Source organism: Brachybacterium sp. AOP29-B2-41 (assembly GCF_052378395.1).
Lineage (GTDB): Bacteria > Actinomycetota > Actinomycetes > Actinomycetales > Dermabacteraceae > Brachybacterium.
The window spans coordinates 181985-194178 of the sequence record NZ_JBQSXR010000001.1 but is presented as its reverse complement, the minus strand read 5'-3'; the positions used below and the strand labels follow the sequence as shown (position 1 = coordinate 194178).

Genomic DNA, 12194 nt, shown 5'->3' with positions numbered 1-12194 from the left:
CACCGCCGCGAGCCGGCGCGTGCCCGGCGGCTCAGGCGCCGATGTCCAGCACCAGCTTCCCGCGGGTGTGGCCCTCCTCGAGCCGCACATGCGCCTGGTCGATCTGGCTCATGGGCAGCACCTCGGAGACCTCGAGCGGGTAGCGACCGGCGCGGATGCCCTGAGCCAGGCGGTCCAGCCGCTCCCGGCTCTGCACGATCGACGGGATCCGTGCCTCGATGCCGCGCTCGAGGGCCGGGGTGAGATCCGCGAGCGTGGGCAGGGCGACGATCCGGCCGCCGGGGGCGAGCTGGTCGAGGCTGGGCAGGAAAGTCGCGTGATAGTGGGTGTCGAGCACGACGTCGACCCCGCGGCCTTCCGTGAGGCGCTGCAGCTCGGAGCCCCACTCGCCGGTGTCATAGGGGATGGGCACCGCGCCGAGCTCACGGATCCGCTCGACGTTCGCGGACCGTCCGGTGGCATAGACGGCAGAGGCGCCGGCCTCGAGCGCCATCGGGATCAGCAGCTGTCCCACCCCGCCGCTGCCACCGTGGATCAGCACCGTCTCGCCCTCCTCGATCCCGGCGGTGTCCCGCAGGGTGGCGATCGCGGTGAGTCCCACCAGCGCCAGCCCCGCCCAGCGCGGCAGGTCCTCCTCGGGGATCTCCCCGGGCACTGGGGCGAGGTCATCCGCCGAGATCGCGATCACCTCGGCGGCCACCCCGCGGTGATCGCCGGGGCCGCGCATCCCGAACACCCGCGTGCCCTCGGTGAGGCCGCGAGAGCCCAGCTCGGCCTGATCGAGCCCGGAGCCGGCCCCGACCACGGTGCCGACCATCTCCCGACCGGTGCCCGCCGGCAGCGGCAGATCCTTCGCCCGCCCGGAGGAGCCGTCGCGGATCTTGAAGTCCAGCGGGTTCAGGCCCGCGAACAGCACCTGAACGAGCACCTCGTCGGGCGCGGGCTCAGGGGTGGGGGCGTCGGTGTGCAGGGTCAGGACCTCTGGGCCGCCGAAGCGGTCGAAACGAATCTCACGCATGGACCCATCATGCACCCCGCACCTGGCAGTGGCCACGGCAGAAGGTCGATGGTCGGGTTCGCGGGGCCGGCGATGGGGGATCATGGAGCGATCGCCTGCCCGGACACTACCCCTGGAGGACCATGAGCGCCCACCGTCTCTCGCCGTGGCAGTGGCGTGAGCTCCTGACCCGCGAGATCACGCTGCCGCTCGAGACCGAGCAGGTGCCGCTCCAGCAGGCGAGAGGCCGGTATCTCGCCGCTGAGGTTCGCAGCCCCGAGGCGATGCCGGCCCTGCCCATCGCCGCGATGGACGGCTTCGCCGTGCGTCGTGCGGACCTGAAGGCGCCGGGCGCCACCACCCTTCCGGTGAGCACCGAGATCCCCGCCCGCCCCGGTCAGGTCCGAGCCCTGGCGCTCGGCACCGCCGCCCGGATCATGACCGGCGGAGCGGTCCCCGAAGGAGCGGACGCCGTGATCGAGGTCGAGGCGACGGATGCCGACCCCTTCGGACGGGTCCCCGCCGCCGTGACCCTCACCCTCGATGCCCTTCCCGCCGCCGGGCGCCACGTGCGCTCCCCCGGCGAGGAGGTCGCTGCGGACGAGCTGCTCGCCGGGGAGGGAGACCTCGTGGGACCGGGACTGGTAGGACTGGCCCGCGCGCTCGGACTCGCCCAGCTGCCGGTGCGCCGCCGCCACCGGGTGACCGTGGTGGTCACCGGGGACGAGCTCGCCGCTGAGGCGACTGCGATCGGCAGCGTGCGCGAATCCAACGGCACGATGCTCGCCGCGGCGTTGGAGGTCGACGGCGCGCAGGCACTGCCCCCGCTGCACAGCAGCGACGACCACACCCAGCTTCGTGAGACGCTCACCAGGGCCGCGGCGGAGTCCGACCTCGTGCTCACCACCGGCGGGATCGGCCACGGCGCCTTCGACGTGGTCAAGACCCTGCTCGGCGAGCACGGCAGCAGCACCTCCCGCTTCGAGCATCTCGCACTGCGCCCCGGCGGACCGCAAGGGTGGGGACTGCTCCGCGGCGGGGTGCCCGTCGTCCACCTTCCCGGCACCCCGGTGGGGGCATTGGTCGGCTACCACCTGTTCATCCGTCCCCTGCTGGTGGGGGAGCGCGCCGCCCCGCGCAGGATGCCGCTCGGCGACACCGCCGCAGATCACGGGCATCGCCGACCCGGCACTGTGTATGCGCTGCCCGGAAGGCTGCGCCTCGGGGCCGACGGCCGGGAGGTGGTCGACCTGCTGCCCGGGCGGCGCCTTGCCCCCTATGGGCGAGCTGATGCGATCGTGCTGCGCAGGGACGTCGACGCCGCGGACGGCACGGTGGCTGTGCTCAGGATCTGAGCCGCCCCTGCATTACCGTGGCTCCATGCCGTCGACCAGCCCAGCCCCCGTTCACGACCCGGGAGGCACCCTCCACCTGCGCCCTCACGGGGCGACAGTGCTCTGTGCGGTCGTCGGGCTGCTCGGTCTCGGTCTTGCCATCGACGCAGTAGTCCGCGCGGGCTGGCAGGGTGTGCTGACCCTGCCGGTGCTGCTGCTGATCATGGCGCTGGTGTGGATGGTGCTGTGGGCACCGCGGGTGGTCCTCCACGAGGACTCCGTCGAGGTGCGCAACATCGTGGTCACCCACCAGATCCCCTTCGCGATGATCGAAGAAGTGCGGGTCGGCGCGATGCTGCGCCTCGAGACCGCGGGCCGCGACGGCACGACGAAGACCATCACCGCCTGGAACGCCCCGGCGCTGAGCCGGGATGCGCCCTGGCGGCGGCAGGCACAGATCCATGAGCAGGATCTGCGCGGCCGACGGCTCACCCCGCAGGAGCGCCTGGTCAACGACCAGCAGTCCAGCCGGTCCGCCGTGATCAAGCTGCGCTGGGAGCGCTGGCAGGACCGCCGCGAGGGGCAGCCGGGACAGCCCGCGCTGGACCGCGCAGCCGGGACCGACGCTGACACCGGCGCGGTGATGACCACGCGGCCCAACATCGTGCAGATCGCGGTGGTGGCGGTGTTCGCGGTGTTCGCCGTGGCGCGCATCGTGCTGTGAGCCACAGAGCCTGCTGACGCGGGCACCACACGCTCTGCGTGGCACAGAGAAGGGGCCGAACCGCTGCTGCGGTCCGGCCCCTGCTCTTGAGAGTTCGTCGATCAGACTGAATCTTCCGCCTGGTCTCCTGTCCCTCGCAAGCTCGCGATACGTCGATCAGGCCTTGATACCGACCTGGGTCCAGTCGGTGGTCTCGAACTGCGAGGCACCGGTGTTCACGACGCCGTTCTTCACCGCGAAGATGATCGGAGTCGCGTAGAAGGGGATGACCACGAAGGACTCGGCGATGATCGTCGAGATCTCATTGGCGACCTTGCGACGCTCCTCCTCATCGAAGGCACCCTTGATCTGCTCATTGAGCGGCCCGAGGCGATCGTCGGCGAAGCCGGTGTAGTTCTGACCCGACTCGAGCGGGTACATGAGGTTCACCGAGGAGGTCTCGGGGAAGGCGGTGCCCACCCACGAGAAGGTCACCATGTCGAAGGACTTCGGCATGACGTAGTCGGGGAAGTAGCCGTCGGACGGCACCGTCTGCAGCTCGACGTTGAAGCCGATCGCGTTGAGGTTCGTCTGCACCTGACGGGCACGGTCGGAGTTCGACTTGGTGTCCGCGGGAATGATGACACTGAGGTCCAGCCCCTTGCCGTCCTTGGTGCGCTTGTCGCCCTCGAGCGCCCAACCGGCCTCGTCGAGGATCTTGCCCGCAGCCTCGGGGTCGAAGGTGAGGCTGCCCATGGACTCGTAGGAGTCCTGGTAGCCGTCCTGGCCGGGCATGTAGACGAAGTTGTCGACCAGCACGATCGGGGCCTCGAGCGGGCCCACCACGGCGCGGCCGATGGCGTCGCGGTCGATGCCACGAGCCATCGCCTCGCGGACCTTGACGTCCTCGAGGAGGCCGTCGCCGCCATTGACGTTGATCGTCAGGTGCGTCCAGGTCAGGCCGTTGGTGGCCTGGATGGTTGCATCCGAACGGGTCTTCGCCTGGCTGAGCACGTCGCCGGTGCCGACTTCGAGCCAGTCGATCTCGCCGTTGGCGAAGGACTGGGGCTGGGTGGTCTGGTCGACGACCTGGAAGATGACGGTCTCCAGCTTCGGCGCACGACCCCACCAGTGCTCGTTGCGCTCGAGGGTGACCACGCCGCCGCCCTGGTCCATGGTCCCGACCTTGAAGGGGCCCTTGCCCGGGGTCGGGCCATCGGCGAAGCCGGTGTTGAAGGTCTCCGGGTCGGCGTACACCGACGCCGGGGACACGGGGTGGAGCACGGTGATCCAGTCGATGAACGGGCTCGAGAAGACGATCTCTGCGGAGTACTCGTCATCGGTCTGGGTGATCGACTCGATCTGGTCCCAGCCCACGGTGGAGACGACGAGGAACTCCTCGTTGGTGCCGTTCAGCGCCTTCCACTGCGCGATGAGGTCCTCGACCACGATCGGGGTGCCGTCGTCCCACTTCCCGTTCGGGTTGAACTTGACGGCGATGGTCTGCGGGTCCTCGGAGGTCATCTCTGCGGACTCGATGTAGTCGGGGTTCAGCGACTTCTCACCGGTCTCGGAGAGGATGAGCTCGCCGCCACCTCCGCAGGGGTCGGCGATGTCGGAGGTGTCGGCGTTGTTGCCGTCGACCTGGCTGCGGTTCCAGTTGGCCGGGAAGGTGAGGATGGCCTTGCGCAGGGATCCACCGTCGGGGACCTGGTCGTACTCCATGCGCTCCCAGGCGGTCGAAGGCAGCTCCCCCTGTTCCTCCGCAGCCTTGTCGTTCTCCTCAGCAGCCTGCGACTGCTGCTCCTCCTCGGTGGCCTGGCCGCCGCACGCGGCGAGGGCGGCGGCGGAGCCGACCACGCCGGTTCCGGCGAGGAAAAGACGACGAGTGCTCGTGATCTTCATGGGTTTCTCTCTTCCTGGGTGAGATGTGCTGCTCGGCACGGGGTCTCGGGGTCGTGGGGTGGGTACTGCGGTTCTGGGGGCGCTGGACGCGGCGCGTCAGTCGCCGGGGGTGGGGGACAGGGCGGAGATGTCCACATCATCGAGTCGGTGGATCTCCTCGACGTGATGGCAGGCCACCTTGGACTTCCCGTGCACGATCGCTGCCGGATCATCGCCGAGGCACTGCGCCTGGCGGGTCTCGTCGAGCATCCGGAACAGCGGGCAGCGCGAGGCGAAGTTGCAGCCGGGGATGTCCTCGGTGGGGCTGGGGAGGTCTCCCGTGAGCAGGATCCGTCGGCGTTCACGCTCGATCGTCGGATCCGGCACCGGCACCGCGCTCATCAGTGCCCGGGTGTAGGGGTGACGAGGGGTCTCGTACACCTCCTGCACCGGGCCGTACTCGACGATCCTGCCCAGGTACATCACCGCGATCTTGTCGGCGATCTCCCGGACGATCGCGAGGTCATGCGCGACGAACAGATAGGACAGTCCCATCCGGTCGCGCAGATCCTCGAGCAGGTTGACGACGCCGGCCTGGACCGAGACGTCGAGGGCGGAGACCGGCTCGTCGAGCACCAGCACCTTGGGGTTGGTGATCAGCGAGCGGGCGATGCCGATGCGCTGGCGCTGACCGCCCGAGAACTCGTGCGGGTAGCGGTCGGTCATCTCCGGGTCCAGGCCCACCAGCTCGAGCATCTCCACCACGCGGCGGTCGCGTTCGGCGCGGGGGACCTTATGGACCGTCAGCGGCTCCGCGACGATGTCGCCGACGGGCATGCGCGGGTCCACCGCCGCCATCGGGTCCTGGAAGACGATCTGCACGTCCTGGCGCATCGCCAGCCGTTCGCTCCGGGAGAGCGTGCTGACGTCCTTGCCCGTCACCTCGAGGCTGCCGCGCTGCGGGCTGACCAGCTCCATGATCTCGAGCGCGGTGGTGGACTTGCCCGAACCGGACTCGCCCACCAGGCCCAGGGTCTCGCCCGGCAGGACTTCGAAGTCCACTCCGTCGACGGCCTTGACCTTGCCGACCACGCGGCGGAACACCGACCCCTTGTACAGCGGGAAGTGACGGATCAGATCCTCTGCCCGGACCACCGGCTCCAGGCCGGTGGAGTCCTTGACCGCACGCTCCTCGTGCGGGGGGCGCGGGAAGATGTCCGAGGGCTTCAGAGTGCCCGCAGCGATCTCGTCGGACCGGTGGCAGGCGACCTCGCGGCCGTCGCCGAGCTCCGCGAGGAGCTCCGGCTCGGTGGTGCGGCAACGATCCTGGAGCGCCGGGCAGCGATCCGCGAACGGGCAGCCCACGGGCAGGTTCGCGAGGTTCGGCGGTCGCCCCTCGAGAGGCACCAGCCTCTCCTTGCCAGCGGTGAGCATGTTCGGCACCGAGCGCAGCAGGCCCATCGTGTACGGCATCCGCGGGGAGTGGAAGACTTCCTCGACGGGGCCCTTCTCGACGAGCTTGCCCGCGTACATCACGGCGACGCGGTCCACATTGCCGGCGACCACGCCGAGGTCGTGGGTGATCAGCACGACGGCTGCGCCGGTGACCTCCTTGGCCTTCTGCAGGACCTCGAGGATCTGCGCCTGGATGGTCACATCCAGCGCGGTGGTGGGCTCGTCCGCGACGATCAGCGCCGGGTCGTTGGCGATCGCGATCGCGATCATCGCGCGCTGGCGCATACCGCCGGAGAATTCGTGGGGGAAGGCTTTGACACGACGCTCCGCCGCGGGGATCCCGACGATCTTCAGCAGCTCGACGGCGCGCTTCTCCGCGCTGCGCTGAGGGATGCTCTTGTCGTGGAGGGTCAGCGCCTCCACGATCTGCTGGCCCACGGTGTAGACGGGCGTCAGCGCAGAGAGCGGATCCTGGAAGATCATCGCCATCTCGCGGCCGCGCAGCTTCGACAGCGCACGGTCGCTCATCCCCAGCAGCGACTCACCGCGGAAGGTGATGTCGCCGGTGATCTTCGCGGAGGACGGGAGCAGTCCCATCACCGCGAGGGAGGAGACAGACTTCCCGGAGCCGGATTCGCCGACGATGCCGAGGAACTCGCCCTCGTCCACGGTGTAGTCGACGCCGCGCACGGCGCGGACGCCGCCCTTCGCGTTCGGGAAGGTGACGGTCAGGTCCTTGACCTGCAGCAGTGGCTCAAGCACGGTTCACCTCACTGGTGGGGTCGATGGCATCGCGCAGGGCGTCGCCCACGAGCGCGACTCCGGTCAGCAGGGCGATCAGGAACGATGCGGGGATGATGAACAGCCAGGGCCGGGAGACCGCAGCGCCGGTGCCGTCCTGCAGCAGGGTTCCCAGGGAGACGTCTGGAGCCTGGATCCCCAGGCCGAAGAAGGACAGCGAGGTCTCGGCCAGGATCGCGCCGGCGACGCCGAGGGCGCCGTCGATGATCAGCAGCGAGGCGACGTTGGGGATGATGTGGCGGCGCAGGATGGTCGGGGTGCTCACGCCCATGTAGCGGGCGGCCTTGACGTACTCGCGCTCCTTGAGCGACTTGGTCTGGTTCTTCACGATCTGGGCCATGATCATCCAGCTGAACAGGCCGATCGCGATGACCAGCAGGCCCCAGGCGGGCATGAAGCCGAGCCACTGGATCGCGCCGGGCAGGTTGCTCGGATCAGCGATCGCGGGGGAGACGATCATCAGGACGTAGAAGACCGGCAGCACCAGCAGCAGGTTGATCAGCCAGTTCGTGAACATCTCGAACGGCCCGCCGAGATAGCCGGCCAACGACCCCATGACCGCCGCGACCAGCGTGGCGGTGGGGGCCGCGAGGAAGCCGATCAGCAGCGAGGTGCGCAGCGCCGAGGTCATCGAGGCGTACAGATCCACCCCGATCGCATCCGTGCCGAAGAAGTGCTGCGCGCTCGGCGGGGAGTTGAAGTTGAACGAGTCCTGCTGACCCTGGGTGTAGATGTTGAAGAAGTCGCCGAAGAGGGCGAAGGCCACGATCGCGGCCACGATCGCGCCGCCGATGTAGAAGTTCGGCTTGCTCTTCAGACGGCGCCATACCAGGCGGCCACGAGAGATCGGGCGGTGCGCCTGCTGCGGCGAGGCGGGTGAGCCACCGGCCGAATCGGCGATCAGGCTCGCCGTGGGCTCGATGTCCTCGGCGAGATCGGCGCTGTGGTCAGCGGGCTGCTGTGCGTTCATCGACATGTCAGACCCTCACTCTCGGGTCGAGCGCCGCGTACAGCACTTCGGACAGGGTGGAGCTGAACAGCAGCAGGATCGCGGTGAAGCAGACGTTGCCGGCCAGCGCATTGACGTCGGAGGTCTGGACGGCGACGATGCCGTATTTCCCCATGCCCTCCCACGAGAAGATGATCTCGAGGAACGCCGAGCCCGCGACCAGGGTGCCGAAGCTGTAGGCGAAATAGGTCGACATCGGGATCAGCGCGACGCGCACCCCGTGCTTGACCAAGGCATGGTTGCGGGTGGCGCCCTTCGCCCGGGCAGTGCGGATGAAGTCGCTGCCCAGCACGTCCAGCATCAGCGAGCGCTGATAGCGGGAGTAGCCGGCCGCGCCGAACAGCATCAGCGCGATCGTGGGCAGCAGCAGATGCACGAACCCGTCCCATAGCTGGGGGAAGAACCCTGTGATGCCAGGCGTGTAGGACCCGGTGAAGCGGATCACCTGGAAGCCCAGCAGCTGGTTGAAGTTCGTCGCCAGGATCATCAGGATCACGCCGCCGACGAAGGTCGGGGTCGAGATCAGGATGAAGGAGGCGTAGGAGACGATCTGGTCGGATGCCTTGTACTGCCGCACCGCGCCCCAGACGCCGAGGGTGACGCCGAGGAGCGCAGCCAGCAGAGCGCCCAGCAGGAGCAGGCGGAGGCTGGTCCCGGCGCGTCCGACGATCTCGTTGATGACCCAGTTCCCCTGGAGGTCCTGACCCAGCTTCTGCGAGAGCGGCTCGAACAGGACGCGTTCGATCCACCACCAGGTGCGCAGCAGCACCGGGTCCTTGTCGTTGACGCCATAGGTGCTGAGGATGCCGTCGATCGACTCCTCCGGGATCGGAGGGTTCACCCCGAGGTAGCGCCGGCGCGGGTAGAAGAAGAGGCTCGCGGCGATGTACGAGAACACGGTCGCGATCACCGTGAGGATCAGGTAGTTCACGAACCGCCGCAGGATGTACTTGGTCATGCACGGGCTCCCGAGATGAGATTCGGGATCATCGCACCGGGGACGCCGAGCATCCGGGCGCCCTCACGGCAGCTCAGACGACTCCAGGCAGACGAAGGTGATCGCATCGTCAGGATTCCTCACATGATCGGTGCTCGGTCCGCAGCTGTGCGGATCCTATGAGCAGGTTTCTGCACTGTAGGTCACTGGGAAGCGCATCTTCGCGCCGGGATCGGCTCCATGGCCGAATCGTTATCCACCTGCCACAGTGCGTGGCCGTGGGGGAGACTACCTCACATGGTGGAAAGACATGGAGATTTCGAGAGGTCTGTGCATATCGAAGGTTCCCGAGCGGTCACTTCGCCCGGCACAGGGGAGCGGCCTTCGCCCGGGGCGGCACGGCGACCGGAGTCCGGACGTGGACGCGGGCTGCCGGACATCGGCGACCTCGCGATCGCACCGGCTGCGGAGGTGGCGGCGGGGCTCCCGGAGCGCTACCTCCGCCAGATGCGCCTGCCGCAGCTGGGCGCCCTCGGGCAGCGGCGGCTTGCCGCCTCACGGGTCGCGGTGATTGGCGCCGGCGGCCTCGGAGCGCCGGTGCTCTCCTATCTGGCCGCGGCCGGGATCGGGGAGATCACGGTGTTCGATCCGGATACCGTTGACACGACCAACCTGCACCGGCAGGTGCTCTTCGGCGATGCGGACGTGGGCCGCTCCAAGGCGATCGCCGCGGCAGAACGGCTGCAGGCGCTGAACCCGGAGATCTCCGTGCGGGCGGAGGTCGAGACGGTCACCCCCGCCAATGCGCTCGAGAAGCTCTCCGGCCACCATCTCGTGCTCGATGGCACCGATAACTTCCCCACCCGCTATATGGCCTCCGACGCGTGCGAGATCCTCGACCTCCCCCTGGTGTGGGGATCGATCCTGGCGTTCTCCGGACAGGTCAGCGTGTTCTGGGGAGCGAGCGGCCGCGGGGTGACATACCGCGACGTGCACCCGGTCCCGCCCCGGCCCGGGGAGGTCCCCAGCTGCTCCGAGGCCGGAGTGCTCGGGATGCTGTGCGGGGTGATCGGCGCGACCATGGCGATGGAGGCGGTCAAGGTCCTGGCCGGCCTCGGGGACGTGCTCTTCGGCCGCCTCGCCCTCTATGACGCGCTCCGCGCCCGCTGGGACGAGCTGCCGCTGGCCCGGGACCCGCAGCGCCTCGCGGTGAGCGAGGTCGAGGACGTGATGGTGACCTGCGGGCTGCCGGGGCCGACGGGGCCCGCGACCGATGAGCTCACCGTCGCCGAGCTGCCGGCGCTGCTGGCCGCCGGGGTGCGGGTGATCGACATCCGGGAGGCTCATGAACTGGCCGGCGGGATGGTGCGCGGCGCCGAGCACGTGCCGATGGCCGAGCTGCTCGCGCAGCACGGACCGACGGACTCGTCGAGCGCGTCAGCGGCGCTTGAGGGCACCGTGCTCTACTGCGCGGCCGGCTCACGTTCGGCGAGCGCGCAGCAGGTGCTGGCGGGGAGGGGCATCTCCGTGCGCTCGCTGCGCGGCGGCTTCGGCGCAGTGGAGGGCAGCGGGATCGCGGTGACGCTGCCGGAGTGACTGCGCCGCCAGAGTGACTGCAAGGTCGCGCTCGGAGTGCGCCGCGAGCGGGTTCACCCTCCGGCGAAGGGCGGGAGCACATCCATCCGGTCGCCGTCAGCGAGAACCTGGGTGCGGTCCGTGCAGGCCACGGCGTTGATCAGGAAGCTCGAGCGGCCGATCACGCGGGCAGCCTCCGCGGAGGCATCTGCCAGCAGCGCGTCCACGGCGTCCTGCACGGTCGCCGCCCGGACGGTCGTGGCGTCGGCCCCGTATTCGGCGGCGGCCCCCGCGAACAGCCGCACGGCGATGCGCGGTGCGGTGGCGGGGGAGCCCTCGGTGGTCCCGCCGGTGGTTCCCTCGGTGGTGATGTCGATGCTGGTCATCTCGTCCTCTCTCAGCCGCCGATCGCGCTCATCGGGCGCTCCGGCTGCACGAAGTCCTCGCGGTCCATGCCGTGACCGGCCTTCTTGCCCCACTGGGCGGCGCGCCAGATCTCGGCGATGGTCTCGTCCTCGGCCCCGGAGCGCAGCGCGCCGCGCAGATCCGTCTCCTCACGGGAGAACAGGCAGGTGCGTACCCGGCCCTCGGCGGTGAGGCGGGTGCGTCGGCAGTCGGCGCAGAAGGGCCGGGTGACCGAGGCGATGATGCCGACCCGTCCGCGATGGCGACCGGTGGCGCGGTCCTCGACCTCGAACAGCTCCGCCGGTGCACCGTTCCGGGCCTCGGCCACCGGGGTGAGGACGTAGCGGGGGGCCAGCAGTGCCTGCATGTCGCCGGCGGTGAGCATCGAGCTGCGGTCCCAGATGTGGTCCGCATCCAGCGGCATCTGCTCGATCACGCGCAGCTGCAGATCCCGGTCCAGGCACCAGTCCAGCAGATCAGGCAGCTCATGGTCGTTGACGCCGGGCAGGAGGACAGCATTGACCTTGATCGGGTCGAGCCCGGCCTGCCGGGCACCCTCGATCCCGTCCAGCACCCGGTGCAGCAGCGGGCGTCGGGTCAGCCGCTCGAAGGTCTCGGACACCACGGAGTCGAGGGAGACGTTGATCCGGTCCAGCCCCGCTTCGCGCAGTGGTGCGGCGCGATGGTCCAGGCCGATCGCATTGGTGGTCAGCGAGATGTCCGGGCGCTGGGGGAGCGCGGCGACGCCCGCGATGATCTGCTCGAGATCGGGGCGGGTCAGCGGCTCGCCGCCGGTGAAGCGCACCTGGTCGATGCCCAGGCGCTCCACCCCGATCCGCACCAGGCGCACCACCTCGTCCACGCTCAGCAGCTGATCCTTCTTCAGGAACGTCATCCCGGACGCGGGCATGCAGTAGGTGCAGCGCAGGTTGCAGAAATCCGTGAGCGAGAGGCGGAGGTCCGTCGCCTCCCGGCCGAACCGGTCGGCGAGAGCAGGCGTGTCAGGACGGTCCGAGGTGTCGGGCAGCTCGGACGCGGTCTCGTCGGTCCTGCGTGGTGTCGGCATCCCCAGCGAGATGCGGCGCGATGCCATC

10 protein-coding genes are annotated in these 12194 nt (G+C 69.3%); 3 read left to right on the top strand and 7 right to left on the bottom strand.

Annotated elements, in window-relative coordinates; genetic code table 11:
- Positions 1-31 precede the first annotated feature (31 nt).
- On the bottom strand, positions 32-1018 hold the full coding sequence (locus tag ACT3T9_RS00925) for an NADP-dependent oxidoreductase (RefSeq protein ID WP_444605762.1): 987 nt from the start codon (positions 1016-1018) through the stop codon (positions 32-34).
- Positions 1019-1140: 122 nt separating this feature from the next.
- On the opposite strand from ACT3T9_RS00925, the gene ACT3T9_RS00920 reads away from it, so the two are divergent.
- Positions 1141-2352: a molybdopterin molybdotransferase MoeA gene (locus tag ACT3T9_RS00920; RefSeq protein ID WP_444605761.1), complete on the top strand. Its 1212-nt coding sequence runs from the start codon at positions 1141-1143 to the stop codon at positions 2350-2352.
- Positions 2353-2377: 25 nt separating this feature from the next.
- Positions 2378-3055, top strand: a complete 678-nt coding sequence (locus tag ACT3T9_RS00915) for a PH domain-containing protein (protein WP_441443381.1) — start codon at positions 2378-2380, stop codon at positions 3053-3055.
- Between the two features lie 156 nt (positions 3056-3211).
- On the opposite strand, the gene ACT3T9_RS00910 is transcribed toward ACT3T9_RS00915, so the two are convergent.
- The 4 genes from ACT3T9_RS00910 to ACT3T9_RS00895 form a co-directional block, all read right to left on the bottom strand.
- The gene (locus ACT3T9_RS00910; RefSeq protein ID WP_441443380.1) at positions 3212-4939 is read right to left on the bottom strand and encodes an ABC transporter family substrate-binding protein; all 1728 of its coding nucleotides are present in this window, start codon (positions 4937-4939) and stop codon (positions 3212-3214) included.
- Between the two features lie 96 nt (positions 4940-5035).
- Positions 5036-7135, bottom strand: coding sequence for an ABC transporter ATP-binding protein (locus ACT3T9_RS00905; RefSeq protein WP_444605760.1), 2100 nt, complete (start codon positions 7133-7135; stop codon positions 5036-5038).
- The gene (locus tag ACT3T9_RS00900) at positions 7128-8150 is read right to left on the bottom strand and encodes an ABC transporter permease (protein WP_441443378.1); all 1023 of its coding nucleotides are present in this window, start codon (positions 8148-8150) and stop codon (positions 7128-7130) included. The genes ACT3T9_RS00905 and ACT3T9_RS00900 overlap by 8 nt, the downstream gene beginning before the upstream one ends.
- 1 nt (position 8151) lies before the next feature.
- Positions 8152-9141, bottom strand: coding sequence for an ABC transporter permease (locus tag ACT3T9_RS00895; protein WP_442331861.1), 990 nt, complete (start codon positions 9139-9141; stop codon positions 8152-8154).
- Between the two features lie 450 nt (positions 9142-9591).
- Between ACT3T9_RS00895 and ACT3T9_RS00890 the strand changes: the two genes are divergently transcribed.
- On the top strand, positions 9592-10716 hold the full coding sequence (locus ACT3T9_RS00890; RefSeq protein WP_444605759.1) for a ThiF family adenylyltransferase: 1125 nt from the start codon (positions 9592-9594) through the stop codon (positions 10714-10716).
- 53 nt (positions 10717-10769) lie between these two features.
- On the opposite strand, the gene ACT3T9_RS00885 is transcribed toward ACT3T9_RS00890, so the two are convergent.
- Both ACT3T9_RS00885 and moaA read right to left on the bottom strand, forming a co-directional pair.
- Positions 10770-11081: a MoaD/ThiS family protein gene (locus ACT3T9_RS00885; RefSeq protein WP_444591928.1), complete on the bottom strand. Its 312-nt coding sequence runs from the start codon at positions 11079-11081 to the stop codon at positions 10770-10772.
- Positions 11082-11092: 11 nt separating this feature from the next.
- On the bottom strand, positions 11093-12193 hold the full coding sequence (gene moaA / locus ACT3T9_RS00880) for a GTP 3',8-cyclase MoaA (protein WP_441443374.1): 1101 nt from the start codon (positions 12191-12193) through the stop codon (positions 11093-11095).
- Between the last annotated feature and the right edge of the window lies 1 nt (position 12194).

Bases quoted from the DNA above. Each gene is read 5' to 3' on its own strand.
- ACT3T9_RS00925 (WP_444605762.1), bottom strand. From the start codon at position 1,018: ATGCGTGAGATTCGTTTCGACCGCTTCGGCGGCCCAGAGGTCCTGACC.
- ACT3T9_RS00920 (WP_444605761.1), top strand. From the start codon at position 1,141: ATGAGCGCCCACCGTCTCTCGCCGTGGCAGTGGCGTGAGCTCCTGACC.
- ACT3T9_RS00915 (WP_441443381.1), top strand. From the start codon at position 2,378: ATGCCGTCGACCAGCCCAGCCCCCGTTCACGACCCGGGAGGCACCCTC.
- ACT3T9_RS00910 (WP_441443380.1), bottom strand. From the start codon at position 4,939: ATGAAGATCACGAGCACTCGTCGTCTTTTCCTCGCCGGAACCGGCGTG.
- ACT3T9_RS00900 (WP_441443378.1), bottom strand. From the start codon at position 8,150: ATGTCGATGAACGCACAGCAGCCCGCTGACCACAGCGCCGATCTCGCC.
- ACT3T9_RS00895 (WP_442331861.1), bottom strand. From the start codon at position 9,141: ATGACCAAGTACATCCTGCGGCGGTTCGTGAACTACCTGATCCTCACG.
- ACT3T9_RS00885 (WP_444591928.1), bottom strand. From the start codon at position 11,081: ATGACCAGCATCGACATCACCACCGAGGGAACCACCGGCGGGACCACC.
- moaA (WP_441443374.1), bottom strand. From the start codon at position 12,193: ATGGCATCGCGCCGCATCTCGCTGGGGATGCCGACACCACGCAGGACC.